10 protein-coding genes are annotated in these 16114 nt (G+C 76.2%); 5 read left to right on the top strand and 5 right to left on the bottom strand.

Annotation, left to right across the window (positions count from 1 at the left end; translation table 11 throughout):
- Nucleotides 1–99: 99 nt before the first annotated feature.
- A complete protein-coding gene (locus tag D4B81_RS06975) occupies nt 100–2220 on the top strand; it encodes a glycosyltransferase family 4 protein (protein ID WP_161965026.1) in 2121 nt (706 codons plus the stop codon).
- 146 nt (nt 2221–2366) lie between these two features.
- Here the strand turns inward: D4B81_RS06975 and D4B81_RS06980 are convergent, their stop codons facing one another.
- Complete coding sequence (locus D4B81_RS06980; protein ID WP_122261888.1) at nt 2367–3569, bottom strand: glycosyltransferase family protein; 1203 nt, start codon at nt 3567–3569, stop codon at nt 2367–2369.
- A gap of 50 nt (nt 3570–3619) precedes the next feature.
- On the opposite strand from D4B81_RS06980, the gene D4B81_RS06985 reads away from it, so the two are divergent.
- The 3 genes from D4B81_RS06985 to D4B81_RS06995 are packed head-to-tail and all read left to right on the top strand — an operon-like array spanning nt 3620 to nt 9102.
- Nucleotides 3620–6082 (top strand): glycosyltransferase, encoded by a 2463-nt coding sequence (locus tag D4B81_RS06985; RefSeq protein ID WP_122261726.1) that lies wholly within the window; start codon nt 3620–3622, stop codon nt 6080–6082.
- Between the two features lie 4 nt (nt 6083–6086).
- Nucleotides 6087–6437, top strand: a complete 351-nt coding sequence (locus D4B81_RS06990) for a hypothetical protein (protein WP_122261727.1) — start codon at nt 6087–6089, stop codon at nt 6435–6437.
- Nucleotides 6424–9102, top strand: a complete 2679-nt coding sequence (locus tag D4B81_RS06995) for a glycosyltransferase (RefSeq protein WP_122261728.1) — start codon at nt 6424–6426, stop codon at nt 9100–9102. Before D4B81_RS06990 ends, D4B81_RS06995 begins: the two co-directional genes overlap by 14 nt.
- Here D4B81_RS06995 and D4B81_RS07000 read toward each other — a convergent pair.
- The 4 genes from D4B81_RS07000 to D4B81_RS07015 all read right to left on the bottom strand — a co-directional run bounded on the left by D4B81_RS07000 (nt 9071) and on the right by D4B81_RS07015 (nt 14757).
- Nucleotides 9071–11860 (bottom strand): hypothetical protein, encoded by a 2790-nt coding sequence (locus D4B81_RS07000; protein ID WP_161965027.1) that lies wholly within the window; start codon nt 11858–11860, stop codon nt 9071–9073. The two genes, D4B81_RS06995 and D4B81_RS07000, sit on opposite strands and share 32 nt — an antisense overlap.
- 82 nt (nt 11861–11942) lie before the next feature.
- Nucleotides 11943–13046, bottom strand: a complete 1104-nt coding sequence (gene wecB / locus D4B81_RS07005) for a non-hydrolyzing UDP-N-acetylglucosamine 2-epimerase (protein WP_237565868.1) — start codon at nt 13044–13046, stop codon at nt 11943–11945.
- A complete protein-coding gene (locus tag D4B81_RS07010) occupies nt 13043–13675 on the bottom strand; it encodes a hypothetical protein (protein ID WP_122261730.1) in 633 nt (210 codons plus the stop codon). Before D4B81_RS07010 ends, wecB begins: the two co-directional genes overlap by 4 nt.
- On the bottom strand, nt 13672–14757 hold the full coding sequence (locus D4B81_RS07015) for a glycosyltransferase (protein ID WP_122261890.1): 1086 nt from the start codon (nt 14755–14757) through the stop codon (nt 13672–13674). Before D4B81_RS07015 ends, D4B81_RS07010 begins: the two co-directional genes overlap by 4 nt.
- A gap of 85 nt (nt 14758–14842) precedes the next feature.
- On the opposite strand from D4B81_RS07015, the gene D4B81_RS07020 reads away from it, so the two are divergent.
- Nucleotides 14843–16102 carry a nucleotide sugar dehydrogenase gene (locus tag D4B81_RS07020; RefSeq protein ID WP_122261731.1) on the top strand — a complete coding sequence of 420 codons (1260 nt, stop codon included), beginning with the start codon at nt 14843–14845 and terminating at the stop codon, nt 16100–16102.
- Nucleotides 16103–16114 lie beyond the last annotated feature (12 nt).

The raw sequence follows: 16114 nt of genomic DNA on the forward strand, positions 1-16114 counted from the left end.
TCGGCAGGTGGGACGGAGCCGCCCAGGACTGTGCGACGCGGGCAGTATGCCCGATCCGGTGCCCGGGGGGAAGACCGGGCAGCCGCGTATCGTCGGGGGGTGGCCACCTCCGCACCCCCCGCACCCGCCCCCACCGTCGTCTCCACCACCGAGAAGCAGCGGATCGTCGTCGTGGCGGCGGACGCCGCCCAGCTCGACGAGTGTGCCAAGAAGCTGCGCGGCCTGAGCGCCTTCGGGCACCGTGTCGTCCTCGTCTGGCTGCACGGCGAGCCGGGGCCGCGGCTCAGCTCGTTCCGGGCCAGGGTGCCGATCCGTCCCCCGTCCCAGCGGCCGCTGCGCGCCCGGGTCCGGCACGCGGCCTCGACCGCCCCGCAGCACTGGCTCCGCGACCGCGGGACCCTGCTCTCGGCCCTGCGGCTCGACCCGGTCGCCAGCCGCACCCTCGCCTCCGCCGACGCCGTCGTCCCGGTCGGGCAGGAGGCCTGGCAGATCGTGGACCACCTCACCGCCCGCCGCCGCCCGCTCGTCACCGCCGAGGAGCTCAGTGGGTGGGAGGAGGTCGGGGCGGTCTGGCGCAAGCTGCAGCGCCGCGTCGACGCCGGGCCCGCGCGCCTCGACGCGCGCTACGCCACCCGCCTCCTCGACCACATCACCCTGCTCGGCGGCGAGGTCCCCGCCGTCCACCAGCGGATGCTGGTGCCCCTCGTGGAGGCGCTCCACAACGGCGGCGCGTATGACGTCGCCGCACGGCTCGTCCCGTACCTCGCTCCTGACGCCCCCGGCCTCGACGACGTCGCCCGGGCCCTGCGGCGCGGGCTGCGCGCCCTCGTCGAGACCTCGGCCGCCGGCGCGGAGGTCCCCGCGCTCCGCCGGGTCGCGGGCGAGGTGGTCGCCGCGGCCGACCTGGCCCTGGAGGCCGGTGACACCGACCGTGCGGTGGAGGCCGCGACCCTGGCCCTGCAGCTGCTCTTCCACCGTGAGCTGCACGCCGACAACCTCAGCTCCCCGCTCGTGGAGGAGCCGGAGGCCTTCCTCGCGCAGTGGCGGGCCTCGCGGGTAGGCCGGCTGCTGGCCAGCCCGACCCCGCGCCGACCGGCGCTGCGCCGCCGGGGCGAGCAGGCGGCATACCTCGCGCCGGCGGAGCCGGGGAGCACCCGGCCGCGGGTGGTGGTGACCCCGGGGTCCTATGCGCAGTTCGCGCGCCCCGTCATCGCCGCGCTGCGCGAGAAGGCGGACGTCCACGTCGTGGAGCTCGCGGCGCGGGCCGAGCTGCGCGGGCTGGGGACCCGGCGCGAGCTCGTCGGCGCCCGGCTGCGGCAGGCGCTGGGGGAGGAGGCGGTGCCGGACTACGAGCTGCTGGAGGAGCTCGAGCACGCCGAGGCGCTGTTCGTGGACTGGGCCGACCGGGGTGCGGTGGCGGCCGTGATGAGCGTGCCCGAGGGGTTGCGGGTGACGCTGCGGATCCACAGCATGGACGCGCTGTCGCCGTGGGTCCACCTGCTCGACTGGAGCCGTGTCGACGACCTGGTCCTGGTGAGCGAGCACCTGCGCGTGCTGGTCGAGCGGCTGCTCGGGGACCGGCTGGCGGGCACCCGCGTGCACGTCGTGCCGAACGTGCTCGACCCGAGCCGGCTGCCCACGCACAAGACCGAGGGGCACCGGCGGCGGCTGCTCATGGTGGGCTGGGCGCAACGGGTGAAAGACCCCGTGTGGGCGCTGGAGATCCTGGGGGCGCTGCGCACCGAGGACCCGGCCTGGCGGCTGTCGCTCGTGGGCGCGGACTTCCCGACGGGTGCGGTGCGCTCGCAGCAGGCCTACGCGCGGGAGTTCTGGGCGCGGCTGGCGCAGGACGACGTCCGGGGCGCGGTGGACTTCGTCGGGTTCACGCGCGACCTCGCGCCGCACCTGGCCGCGTCGGGGTTCGTGCTGAGCACGAGCCGGCGGGAGAGCTTCGGGATGGGGCTGGTCGAGGGCGCGGCCTCCGGCGCGGTGCCGGTCGTGCGCGACTGGCCGATCTTCGCCTCGCTGGACGGCGCCCGCGGGCTGTTCCCCGAGGGGTGGGTCGCGGGGACGGTGGAGGAGGCGGTGGCGCGGATCCGCTCCCTGGCCGACGAGCCGGCGTGGTCCGAGGCGTCGGAGGAGGCGCGGCGGGTGGTGCAGGAGCGGTTCTCCAGCGACACGACCCGCGCGACCTTCCAGGAGCTCGTGCTCGGCGGCTGAGGACGGTCAGGAGCGCCTGCGGCCTGCGTCCCGGCCCCGGAACCCATTCCTGTGCGTGGCTGTCGTGCCACGACGAACACCAGGGCGACGCATGGGACACGACAGCAGCGCACACCCATGTGCCTGTGGTCCGGGCGTCGTCGCCCTCAGCCGGCCGCGATCTGCGCGAGCACCTGCACGGCGGCGCTCGTGTGCTCCACGGGGGAGCGGTAGGACAGCGGCTGGCGGTCCAGGATCGACCCCGGCTCGACGATGCCCCACACCTGGCTGCCGCTGCCGCGGTAGTCGCTCCACTTCGAGGGCAGGAAGGGGTTGCTCGGCAGCAGCCCGCTCGTCACCGCGTCGTTGACGAGCAGCACGTCCATCCGGGCCGACAGGGCCAGGAAGTCCAGGAACCCCACGAACGGCCCCGTGCGCACCGCCCCCTCCAGCCCCCGCCGCGCCACCTCCTGCTCCAGCGCGTCCCGCTGCCCGGCGAAGACGTGCAGGCACAGCCGGTCGCGCAGGTGCGCCGGCAGCGACGCGAGCGCCTCCAGGACCGTCCCCATCCCGCGCGTCGCGTAGAAGTTGCCGAAGTAGCCGATGTGCCGCCGCCCCGGCTCCAGCGCGTAGTCCGGGTCGGTCAGCCCGTAGAACTCCGGCGGCAGCGTGGGGTGCGGGGAGATGACGGCGTGCTCCAGCACCCGCTCCGCCAGCGCCTCCTCGGCGACCGCCTCGACCATCAGGTCCCGCTGGTGCTCGTTGGTGAAGAGGATCTCGTCGGCGAGCGCGAAGGCGACCATCTCCGCCCACTCGAAGACGTTCCCGCTGGTGGGGGGCGTGAAGCCGGCCGCGACGATCCCCTCGCCGAGCCGGGCCAGCAGCGCGTCGTCGGCCGTCGGGGCGTGCCGGACCGCCCCGGTGACATCGTGCGAGAGCGGGTCGGAGAACTCGGCCGTCCAGCGCACCGCAGGACGCAGCAGGGCGAACCGTGCGGCGAGGACGTGGCTCGCGGCGAACTGCGCCCGGCTGTACATCCGCTCGTAGCCCTCCCCGGCGCGGTCCCAGGTCAGCGCCTGCTGCAGGCCGAGCTCGGTGAAGCGGGTGATGGAGCGCCAGGAGGAGAAGAAGGTCGGCGACGGCACCTCGTGGCGGCGCACGACGAGGTGGTCGGCGATCTGGGCGAGGCCGGCGTCGGTGTCGCGCCGGGCCGCCATCCGGTTCTGCAGGACGTCGACCGGTCGGCCCGCCTCGCGCACCCGTTTGGCGGCCACGATCGCGGCCGTGTCGACGTACGGCGGGAAGCAGTAGGAGACGACGAGGTCGCGGGCCGGGCCGGGCGCCGAGGGGGTGGAGGGGGTCGAGGACATCGGCGCCACTGTACGCGTCACCCGCGCCCCGGTCTGGGAGACTGCCCGCCATGGACGACGAGAGGTATGTCGCGGTCGGGGGCCGCGTCGACGATCCGGGGGTCCCGGCGCTCCTCGGTCTCGCGGCCAGGTATGGCGTGCCCGTCCGGGCCGCCGCGCTGCGCCCCCCGGCACGCCACGGCGCGGGGACGGACCACGGCCCGGCAGACGGCGCCGACGGGCTGTCCTGGCACCAGCTGCGCGCCCCGGTCGAGGCCACCAGCGTGCTCGGCGGCCTCGTCCAGAACCTCACCCGGCGGGTGCTCAGGGGTGAGGCGGCCGAGATCGGGGACGCCCTGGAGGCCGACGGGTGGCTGGAGGAGGCGCTCCGGAGGGACACCGCCGACGCCGGGACGAGCGGCGTGACGTACCTCGTGGCGCTGGACGACGCCTCGGCCCAGGCGCTGGCCCGGTGGCGCACCCGACGCGGGGCGGACCGGCCGGTGCTCACGTGGGACAAGGCGGCGGAGCGGCTGGCCGAGGAGGCGGCACGGCTGGCGGCCGGGACCGCCGCCCCCGGGACGCTGACGGCCGTGTCCCCCGGGACGCTCCCGCGTTCCCCCGGGACGCTCCCGCGTTCCCCCGAGGACACGGCCGTCAGCCCCGGCGCCATGCACCGGGTCGCGGTCGCGGTGCCCTCCGGCGCGACACCCCGCGAGCGGCTCCGCGCGGTCCTGCCCGTGCTGCGGGCCCGGGTGCTGCTCGTCGAGCCGGGCCACCGGGTACCGGCCGGCACCGACGTGCTGGTGCTCGACGGGCTCGGCCCCGCCGTCGCCCAGCTGCCCGACCTCCCCGGCGACCTGCGCGTCGTGCACCTGTCCCGGCCGCAGGACAGGTCCAGCCCGTGGCGCCACCTCCTCCCCCGGGACCGCCTCGTGGTCGGTCCGCCGGGTGGGGAGCTGCCCGACGAGCGGACGACCGGCGACCTCGTCCTCGGACCCGAGGCGGCGGAGCTGGTGCGGCTCGGGCGCGCGGGGGACGACGACGCGGCGCTGCGGCTGGTCGCCGACCGTCTGGACGCGGGGGCGGAGGACCCGGTGCTGCTGCGGGAGATGGCCTACCTCACCCGGGTCACCGGCGCGATGACGCTCGAGCGGCGGGTGCTCCTCGCGATGGGCGCCGGGAGCGAGGGGGACGGGAGGGCCGGTGCCCGCGGTGCGCTGGACGAGGCGCTGGACCGGGTCGAGGACCGCCTGCGGGAGACCGACCCCGGGTGGCTCCCGGACCTGCCCGCGACGCCGGTGGTCCCGGTGCCCGGGCGGGTGCTGCACCTGCTCAAGACGACGCTGCCGCAGCGGCAGGCCGGCTACAGCGTGCGCGGGCACCACACCCTGCAGGCGCTCGTCGACGCCGGCGTCGACGTGGTCGCGCTGTCGGTGCCCGAGCCGTCGGGGGACCCCGCTGCCGGACCACCCCTGCCCGAGGAGGTCGTCCGGGACGGCGTCCGCTACCTCCTGCCGGCGCCGGTGCGCGCGGCGGGCGGCACGGCCTACCTGCAGGAGGCCGCGGCCGCGGTGCTGGAGGTGGTCGCCCGCGAGCGCCCCGCGGTGCTGCACGTGCACTCGGGCCACCGTGGCTACGACCTGGGCGTCGTCGGCGCCGCGGTGGCGGCCGCGACCGGGCTCCCGTGGGTCTACGAGGTGCGGGGGCTCTTCGAGTCGACCTGGACGCAGGACCCGCGCCGGGCCGAGCGCGGCGAGACGTTCGCCCGGCGGATGGCGCGCGAGGCCGACCTGGCGGGCCGGGCCGACGCCGTGGTGACGCTCGCCGCGACGATGCGGGCAGACCTCGTCGAGCGCGACGTGCCGCCGGAGAAGGTCCTCGTCGTGCCGAACGCCGTGGACCCCGAGCAGCTGCGGCCGGTCGAGCGGGACCTGGCCCTGGCGCGCCGCCACGACGCCGTCGGCAGGTTCACCTTCGGCTACGTCAGCAACCTCGACCACGCGCGCGAGCAGGTCGAGGACCTGGTCAGGGCCGCCGTGCTGCTGCACTCGCGCGGGCGCCCGGTGCTCTGCCTCGTCGTCGGCAGCGGCACCCGCGAGCGGGAGCTGCGCTCGCTGACCGAGCAGCTGGGGGCCGGCGGCTACGTCACCTTCACCGGGCGGGTGCCGCACGAGGAGGTCGCGGCGTCCTACGCCCTGCTCGACGTCCTGGTCGTGCCCCGCAGCGACGAGCGGGCGGCGCGGCTGGTCACCCCGCTGAAGCCGTTCGAGGCCATGGCGATGGGGCTGCCGGTCGTCGTGTCCGCGCAGCCGGCCCTGCTCGAGGTCGTGGGTGACGGCGAGCGCGGCTGGTCCTACCCGGCCGGTGACGCCGCGGCGCTGGCCGACCTGCTCGAGCGGCTGGCCGACGACCCCGCGGGGCGGGCGGAGGTGGCGGCCCGGGCCCGCGGGTGGGTGACGCGGGAGCGGACGTGGGCGGGCAACGCGGTGCGCTACGCCGAGCTCTACCGCACCCTCACCGGGGTAGCGTGACCGCGTGCGTTCCTCCAAGCTCCTCCTCGGTGGTGCCGCGGTCGCCGGCGTCACCACGGCGCTGGCCGTCGTCGGCGCGGTGCTGACCTGGTGGTGGCTGGTCGTGCTGGCCGGATCGGCGCTGCTCAGCGCGGTGCTGCTGGTCGCCCTCGACACGGACCGCCGCGTCCGCGAGCTGCGCTCCTTCGTGCGCTCGGAGATCGCGGCTGTCGACACGACGGGCGGGCGGGCAGCCCCCACGACCGACGACCTCGTCGGCACGGTCCGTGCCCTCCAGGCGCAGTACACCGGTCGGCTCGACCGCCTCCAGGACACCGTCGAGGCGACGCTGCGCCGGCTCGATGAGCGCGGCTGAGGAGGCCCCGGCCCGGCCCGCCGGCCCGGTCGCCACCCGCGCCGGCGTCTCCCGCGACACCGCCCGCAACCAGATCCTGCTCGACTCCCCGGACGCGCTCGCGGTCACCGCCCTGCGGACGAAGTCGCTCCACGCGCGCGAGGTGCTCGTGGAGGCGGCCTGGCCGGAACGGTCCGCCGCGGAGGTGGACGCCTGGGCCGCCGGGGTATGCCGTGACGCGGCCCTCCCGGACCGCTCACCGGCCCTCCCCGAGGGCGCGGACCCCTTCCACCTGGGCCAGCTCGCCCGGGTGCTGGCGCTGCAGACGACCGACCCGCACGACGTCGCCCGGGGCCGGGCGGTCCTCGAGGCGCTCGCCGCGACCGGCTCCCTGAAGGTGCTGCACCCGCACGCAGTGCAGGTCCTGCTGCACCTGCGCTGCCTGGACCGCGACGAGGCGGGGTGCGCCGCCCTCCTCGACCACCCGCACGTGCCCGCCGACGTCGCCGCCGCGGTCCGCGCCGACCTCGCGAACCCCTCCCTGGACCGGATATCGCGGATCGTCGATCAGGACGCCCGATCGACGATCCGCGATATCTCCCCCGACCCCCTCCTGTCCCCGCGGCCCGCGACCTCGGACTGGCTGCCCCTCCTCGACGCCGCCCTCTCCTCGGACGCGGTCGCGCCGTTGCGGCTGGACCCTGACCTGGGTGACGCCCCGTTCGACCAGCTCACCACCGACCCGCTCCCGCGCGCCGACCAGGAGGGCGACGGGCTGGTCACCGTGGCGGCGAGCACCTACCGCCCAGGACCCGCGCTGCTCACCGCCGTGCGCTCCCTCCTGGCCCAGACCTGGCAGCACCTGGAGGTCCTGATCGTCGACGACGCCTCCGGCCCGGACGCCGGGCCGTGGCTGGAGCGGGCAGCGGCCCTGGACCCCCGGGTGCGGGTGCTGCGGCAGCGCGTCAACGGCGGCACCTACCGGGCCCGCGACACCGCCCTCGCCCAGGCCCGCGGCAGCTGGTTCACCACCCTCGACTCCGACGACTGGCTGCACCCCCAGACCGTCGCCACCCTGGTGCGCACCGTCGAGGCCGACCCCGCCGTCGTCGCCGCCCGGGCCCTCGGCGCCCGGGTCACCGAGGACCTCGCGCTCGTCCGGCTGGGCTACCGCCACCGCGCCGTCGCCGCCCCCACGCTGCTCGTCCGCGTCGACCGGGTCCTCAACCGCGTGGGCCTCCTCGACCCCACCCGCAAGGGCGCCGACACCGAGTACGCACGCCGCATCCAGGCCGCCTTCGGCCCGCGAGCGGTGGCCACCGTCGACGAGTGCCTGCTCCTGCTGCGCTCCGGGGAGACGCTCTCCTCGGCCGAGTTCTCACGGCTGTGGCGCCACCCCGCCCGGCACGCCTACAAGACGGTCTACACCGCGTGGCACGAGGAGATCGCCGCCGGTGCCCCGCCCTACCTCGACCCCGAGGCGCCCCGTGCCTTCCCCGCCCCGCGCCGCTGGCGCGCGCCGCACGACCCCGGACCCGAGCCGCCGCAGCACCTCGACCTCGTGCTCGGCGGCGACTGGCGCCGCTACGGCGGCCCGCAGCGCTCGATGCTCGAGGAGGTCCGGGCGGCCCGCGCGGCGGGCCTGACGGTCGGCATCACCCACCTCGAGGCGCTCCGGTTCGCGACCACGAGAGACCTGCCGCTGTGCCCGCAGGTCGTCGCCCTGGTCCGCAGCGGCGAGGTCGGGTGGGTGCAGCTCGACGACGAGGTCGACGTGGACGTGCTGATGGTGCGCTACCCGCTGGTGCTGCAGCACCCCCCGCACCTGCCGGGCGGTCGACCGCTCCGCCCGCGGCACCTGCTCGTCATGGCCAACCAGGCGCCGCTCGAGCCGGACGGCTCGGACCAGAGGTACGTCGTGGCGGACGTCACCGAGCGGGCCCGCGAGCTCTTCGGGACCGAGCCCGTGTGGGTGCCGCAGGGGCCGGTCGTGCGGGAGGTGCTGCGCGCGCAGCAGCCGGGGGTCCGGCTCACGACGTGGGACAACCCCGGCCTGATCGACGTCGACGAGTGGCACGTCCGGGACACCCGGCCACCGGGCGCGGACGGTTCCCCCGTCGTCGTCGGGCGCTACTCCCGCGACCAGGCGCTGAAGTTCCCGCCGACGCACGCGGAGCTGCTGGCCGCCTACGACCTCGGGCCCGGCTACGTCGTCCGGCTGATGGGGGCGCGGGCCACGTGGAAGCGTCTCGCCGTCGAGGCGGGTCTGCCGGACGACACCCCTGCGCCGCCGCGGTGGGAGATGCTGCGGACCGCCTCCGTGGAGCCGCGCGACTTCCTCGCCGGGCTGGACTTCTTCCTCTACCAGGACCACCCGGGGCGGCACGAGGCGTTCGGGCGGGTCCTCCTCGAGGCGGCCGCCTCCGGGGTCGTCGTCGTGGCGCACCCCAAGCACCGCCCGGTGTTCGGGGAGGTGCTCGACTACGCCGAGCCGCCGCAGGCCCGGGCGCTGATCGAGGGCTACGTGGCCGACCCGCAGCGGTATGCCGCCCGCGTCGCCCGGACGCAGGACCTGGTCCGCGAGCGCTTCTCGCACGAGACGTTCGTGCGCCGCCTGCGCTCGCTCGACGCACCGGCCGCCACCCCGCCGGGGTCTACGGCAGCTGACCCAGCAACCGGTCGCTGAACGGCAGGGCCACCGCGCGGGCGCCCTGGAGGAGCTCCCAGGGCCGGTCCACGAGCGCGTGGGGGGCCGCCCCGTCCGGGCCGGGCGCCGTCCCGAACCAGACCACCGCGTCGTCGGGCAGCGCGGCGTCGAGGGCGACCGTCACCGGCAGCACCCCCTCGGCCTCCTCGCCCCAGGTCTGCCGCAGCGCCTCGACCGCAGCCTCGCGGGCCGCCCGGAGCGCGGGGGCGGCCCCGCTCCCCGGTGCACCGCCCGCCGGGTCCTCGCGCAGACCGAGGACCCGGTGCTGGACACCGGCCTCGAAGGCTTCGCGGGAGGCGCTGAACACCCCTGCCGCCTCGTCGTCGCCGACCGTCCGGTCCCACCACGTCAGCGCGCTCCCACCGCTGGCGACGAGGTGGGGCAGCAGCTCGCCGCTGCGACCGTGCGCCAGCCCGCTCATCGCCAGCCACGCCGGCCCGCGGTGGCTGAGGATCCGGGCGTGCCGGGCGAGCCGCTCGGCAGCCGTGGCAGGGTCCTCCACCCGCCGGGGCCGGGCCAGGGAGGCCAGGTCGACCTGCTGGTCGAGGGGGGCCACGTCCAGGGACCCGCCGGCCACCGTGACGAGGTCACCTGGGCTCACCCGCCGGGCAGGTCCGTCGGCCAGCCGCGCGTGCGAGACCACCCCCGACCCGTCCTCGAGCAGGTGGACACCGAGCGCGGTGAGCGGGTCGGGCACGACCACCGTGCGGGTGCCGTCCCCGGCCAGGACGAGGTACCGCCCGGTCAGCCCGGCCGCCCCGGCCACCACGGCCGCCAGCCCGTGGCGTCCCGCGGTGACCATCAGGGCCTCCGCGCTGCGCCGGTCGGCGAGGGCGTCCTGCAGCGCCCGGGCCACGACCCACGCCCCGTCGAGCTCCTGGCGGACCCAGACCGGGTCCCCGAGCACGGCCACCCAGGCCGAGCCGTCGCCGACGACGGCGTGCCGCAGCCCCGGGTGGTGGCGCAGCAGCGCGCCGGAGGCGCCGAACGCCCCGTCCGGCAGCGGCTCGCGCAGCCAGCCGGCGGGCACCCGGGTGCCGCGCGCACCCGCCGGCAGCACGGCATACCCGCCGGGGAAGACGGAGCGCGACACCGCCGCCCGAGCTGCGCGGCGGTCCACCACCGGCTCGACCCGCCGGCGGAGGCGACCGGGGAGGAGCGTCGTCACCGAGCGCGCGAGGGAGACCCGGGGGCCCGGCGCCCGCACCCGGGTGCCGGGCACGTCGCCGAGCACGCGCTCCAGGAGCACCATCGCCTCGCGCTGCGCGTAGGGCAGGGACAGCATCGTCTCCAGCAGGACCCGGTCGTTGAACGGCGCCAGCACCCGGTGCCCGAGGTCGCCGTCGGTGAACTTCTGCCACCCCCACCGCCCCATCCGCTGCTCCCAGTAGAAGAGGTCGTGGTGGTCGTAGCCGCGCAGGCGGTCCGGAGTCAGCTCCGCGTGCTCGAGGTAGCCGTCGTACATGCGCGCCGCGAGGTCCTCGAGGCCGTCGGCGGCGTGCATCATCATCCGTGCGAGGCGCAGCGGGTCCAGCAGCTCGTCGGTGCGCCGGCGCACGAACGTCGTCCCCGTCTCCGCGCCGTTGGACTGCAGCTGGACGAGGTCGGCGGGCAGGTCGGCCCACATGGCGTGGGCGGCGCCGCGGGAGGGGACCAGCGGGTCGTAGGTGCGGCGGTGGAGCACGTCGAAGGTCCCACCCGCGGGCGGCTGCCGCCAGCGCAGCACCCGGTGCGGCAGTCCGAGCTGGGCGGCGACGGCGCTGGCCCCGGTGACGTCGGCCGTCGCGGCGGGACCGGTCCGCGCGTCGCGCGGGTTGACGTAGGTGAACGCCAGCCCGCCGCCGGCCCGGACCTCCTCGTGGGCGAGGGCGGCCGTGACCCTGCTGTCGCGGCCGGCGGTGAGGCTGAGGGCCGGCCGGCCGAGCCCGGCCAGGAGGCGGACGTGGGCGCCGAGGCGCTCGCGGAACGCGTCGTGGACCGCGTCCACGTCGGTCCGCTCGACGCGCTCCTCCTCGGGCCAGAAGCGCCGGTGCTCGACCCGCAGGGGGGAGAGGTCGAGGCGGAGCAGGCAGTTCGGGACGAGGGGACGCAGTCCCTGGTATGCCGTGCGCACACCGGGCAGGTAGGTCACCGCGCCCGGGCGGCGGGCCCGCAGCTCCTCCAGCAGCCGCAGGGCGTCGTCGTCCTCGGGGAGGTCGAGGGCGTGGGCCGCCAGGGACGGGGTGCTGCCGAGCGCGAGCCGCCCGCCGGTCGTGGCCCAGAAGACGGGCTGGGTGGCGTGGGCGTCCGGGACGACGAGGAGGTCGGGGCCGGGCCGTGGCGGGGGCCGGCGGTCGGTGGGGGTGGTGGGTGCCGGGCGGCGCCGGGCCAGGAGGGTCCAGCGGCCGCCGAGCGTCGCGGCCTCCCGCACCAGCCCGGCGTCCTCCTGGAGGTCCCAGCTCGCGCACAGGCGCGAGGCGATGCGGCTCGGGTCGGTGATGCCGGCCGCGACGTCGACCGGGTGGCCGAGCAGGACGACGGTCCCGGTGACGCCCTCCGCCGAGCCGAGCACGGTGCGCGGGTGCAGGTGCACGACCAGGCCGTCGAGCAGGTCGGCCGGGCGACGCCAGCCGGTGACGTCCGGGGGTGCGGGGACGTCGGTGCCGGTGACGAGGTAGCCGTGCCCGTGCGCGCCGTCCAGCACGAGGGCGGCGTCGACGACGCCGGGTGCGTCGGGGCGGTGCGTCGGGGCGGTCACCGGCCAAGCCTCACGCAGACCGTCGAGGCGCGCCACAGGAGGTGCGCCGACGACCGTCCCGACCCGTCGGTCGCGCGTGGGCTCAGAGACCGAGGGAGCGGGCGAGGACCGCGGCGATGCGGGGACCGGCGTGCCCGTCCCACAGCGGCGGGACGGGGGTGCTGCCCGGCTCGGCGCGCCCGGCTGCCAGCACCTCGGTGACCGCGCCGGGCAGGCTGTCCCGGGTGACCAGCCGGTTGGTGCCGTGGGTGATGGTCACCGGTCGTTCGGTGTTGGGGCGCAGGGTCAGGCACGGCACCCCCATCACCGTCGTCTCTTCCTGCACGCCGCCGGAGTCGGTGACGACCGCCACCGAGCCCTTGACCAGGCCGAGGAACTCGACGTAGCCGAGCGGGTCCACGACCAGCAGGTTCTCGTGGTCCATGAACCCGGCGGCCTCGAGCCGGCCGCGGCCGCGGGGGTGCAGGGGGATGACGACGCGCACCTGGTCCGCGACCGCGTGCACCGCGCGCACCAGCTCGGCGACGTCCGCCGGGTCGTCGACGTTGCCGGGGCGGTGCAGGGTGGCGACGACGTAGGGCTCGGTGCGGTCGAGACCCACCTGGTCCGCGACGCCGACGGTGTCGAGGCCCTCGACGTGCCGCAGGAGGGTGTCGATCATCGGGTTGCCGACGAGGTGGATCCGGTCCGGGTGGACGCCCTCGTTGCCGAGGTGCGCGATCGCGTCCGGGCTGGTGACGAGGAGCAGGTCGGAGAGCCGGTCGGTGACGAGGCGGTTGACCTCCTCCGGCATGGTCATGTCGAAGGAGCGCAGGCCGGCCTCGACGTGGGCGAGCGGGATGAGCATCTTGGCGGCCACCAGGGCCGCGGCCACGGTGGAGTTGACGTCGCCGTAGACCACGACGAGGTCGGGGCGCTCGGCGGTGAACAGCTCCTCGAGGCCGACCATGATCGCGGCCGTCTGGGCACCGTGGGACCCGGAGCCGACGCCGAGGTTGACGTCCGGCTCGGGCAGGCCCAGCTGGCGGAAGAACACCTCGCTCATCCGCTCGTCGTAGTGCTGCCCGGTGTGGACGAGCAGCTGGCGCACCGGGTGCTCGGCCAGGGCGGCGATGACCGGGGCGGCCTTGGGGAAGTTGGGGCGGGCGCCGGTGATGTGCACGACGAGCGGCTGCGGCTCGGTCACGGGTCTCCTCGGGTGACGGGGGCGGTGTCGACCTGCAGGCTAGCGGGGAGGCGGGCCGCGACGTTGCGCAGCAGCACCTCGTCAAGGGGGTCGAGGCGGCCCTCGGGGGTGCTCCGGGCCAGGTGCCAGAGCTGGTAGTGGTCGAGCACGTCGGCCAGCCGCCGCCCCACGTAGTCCTCCCAGGGGACGGGCGGCGACGCGCCCTGCGGGTGTCCGGCCCAGGCGGCGTGCGGGACCAGCACCTCCACGGCATACCCGTGGGAGCGCGCGAGGGCGAAGGCCGGACGGTCGAGGACGAGGAGGACGCGGAAGGAGCGTTCCGCCCGCTGCAGGGTCGCGACCTCCTCCACGAGCGACCCGACCTGGTCGTCGGAGAGCCCCAGGCCGACGATCCCGACGACCGGCAGCAGCGCGGTGTCGCGGCCGCTCAGGTGCCGCCCCGGCACGAGGGGGACCGGTAGCGTCCCGACGCCGTGGCGGGGGAGGAAGACGCGGAAGACGACGTCGGTCAGCGTGGCGTTGCGGCGCACCGCCGGCAGCACGCGGTCGACGGCGGTGCGGTAGCCGGGTGCCCGCCGCGCCCAGCGCGCGAGCTGCTGCTGGCGGGTGCGGGAGGTGGTGGGGGTCATGACGCGGTCCCCGTGCCCGGCGCGGCCGCCAGACCGGCGACGCGCAGGATCTCCTGGGCCGCGTCGGCGGCGCCGTTGCCCGGGTCCTGCGCCTGCGCCCGGGCGGCGAGCTCCGGGCCGCGGGCCACCAGCTCCTCGACCAGGGCGTCCGCCCGGCCGCCGGTCAGGGTCCTCGCGGTCAGCGCCCAGCCGCGCTCGGCGGCGTGCCGCGCGCGGGTGACCTGGTCGTCGAGCGAGGTCGCGTCGTTGGGGACGAGGAGCGCCGGGACGCCGAGGCGCAGGGCCTCGTGGACGGAGTTGTAGCCCGCGGCGGTGACGACGTGGTCGAAAGCGCGGAAGTGCTCGGACAGCGGGAAGTGCCGCACGAGGTGGACGTCGTCGCCGGCGTAGGCCCGCTCGGCGATGGACGGGGCCGTGACGCAGGCACCCACCCCCTGCGACCGCAGGGCGCGGACGGCCGCCCCCACCTCGTCGCCGGTGTCGTTGATGTTGCCGGCGCCGAGGGAGACCAGCGCGAGCGGGCCGTCGGCGGGCAGGCCGAGGGCGGCGCGGGCGGTGGCACGGTCGCTGAGGTCCTCGCGGTCGAGCATCGTCACCGGCCGCACCCGGGTCGCCGCGGCCGTGACCGTCTCGCCCCGGTCCGCGTCGGCGGCCAGGTCTCCCGGCTCGAGCACCACGTCGAACCAGGCCGCCTTGTCCAGCTGGGCGCCGTTGCGCCCCGGCTTCCACATGGCGCGGCGCGACCACACCGCGCGGGTGCGCGGGTGCGCCGCCAGCGCCACGTCGAGTCCGGAATAGGGGTGGGTGCCGTCGAAGACGAGCACGTCCGGGTCGACGCGCCCGAGCACCTCGCTCATCCGGTCGGCCAGCAGCGAGCGCCAGGTGGCGGGCCGCAGCCCGGTGGCGCCCTGGCTCGGGAGGTACTCCCAGGTGAGACCCTCCGACGCCACGACGGGCACCGCCTGCGACATCGAGACCACGTGCCGGCGCACGTCGGCGGGCATCCTGCGGCCGTAGGCCAGGAGCCTGGTGAGGTGCCCCATCCCCGCCCCGTTGCTGGAGACGAGGAGCACGGACGGCATACCGGCGATGATGTCACAGCGCGGTAGCATGACGGCTGCGCCGAAGGGCGCCCGTCGTCCTGAACCCCACCCGAGGAGCCTGATCGTGACCGCTGACGTCGTCGTCCTGGGGCTGGGGTATGTCGGCCTCCCGCTGGCGCAGGAGGCGACCCGTGCGGGTCACAAGGTGCTGGGGTTCGACATCAACCAGGGGGTGGTCGACGCGCTGAACGCGGGGCGCTCGCACGTGGACGACCTCTCGGCCGACGACGTCGCGGGGATGGTCGCGGAGGGGTTCGAGGCGACGACGCAGGAGTCGCGGATCGCCGAGGCCGGGGTCGCGGTGATCTGCGTCCCGACGCCGCTGTCCGACGACGGTGGGCCGGACCTGCGGGCGGTGGAGGCGGCGGTGGACGCGGTGGCGCGCAACCTGCGCCCCGGGATGCTGGTGGTGCTGGAGTCGACCACCTACCCGGGCACGACGGACGAGGTGGTGCGGCCCCGGCTGGAGGCGGGCGGTCTGGTCGCGGGGAAGGACTTCCACCTCGCCTTCTCACCGGAGCGGATCGACCCGGGCAACGAGCGGTTCGGCGCGAAGAACACCCCGAAGGTGGTGGGCGGGCACACGCCGGGGTGCGCCGAGGCGGCGGCGGCGTTCTACGGCTCGTTCGTGGACACGGTGGTGCGGGCCAAGGGCACGCGGGAGGCGGAGACGGCCAAGCTGCTGGAGAACACCTACCGGCACATCAACATCGCACTGGTCAACGAGATGACCCGGTTCTGCCACGAGCTGGGGATCGACCTGTGGGACGTCATCGACGCGGCGAGCTCCAAGCCGTTCGGGTTCCAGGCGTTCTACCCGGGCCCGGGGGTGGGTGGGCACTGCATCCCGATCGACCCGAACTACCTGTCCCACAACGTGCGGGCCCGGCTGGGCTACCCGTTCCGGTTCGTGGAGCTGGCCCAGGAGATCAACTCGCAGATGCCGGCCTACGTGGTCAGCCGTGCCCAGGACCTGCTCAACGAGCAGGGCCGGGCGATGAACGGCTCGACCGTGCTGCTGCTGGGGGTCACGTACAAGCCGGACATCGCCGACCAGCGCGAGTCCCCGGCGGTGCCGCTGGCCCGGCAGCTGGCGGCCAAGGGCGCGGTCGTGCGCTACCACGACCCGCACGTCACCGACTGGCGCTCCGTCCCGACCGCCGAGCGGGTCGAGGACGCGGCGGCGGGTGTCGCCGAGGCCGACCTGACGATCCTGGTCCAGAACCACCGCGACTACGACGTCGACGCCCTCGCCGCAGCCTCCCGGCTGTTCTTCGACACCCGGGGCAAGGTCACCGACGGGCCGGGGGTCCACCGGCTGTGACCGCAGGGGGTG

The organism is Ornithinimicrobium cerasi, from assembly GCF_003702705.1.
Lineage (GTDB): Bacteria > Actinomycetota > Actinomycetes > Actinomycetales > Dermatophilaceae > Ornithinicoccus > Ornithinicoccus cerasi.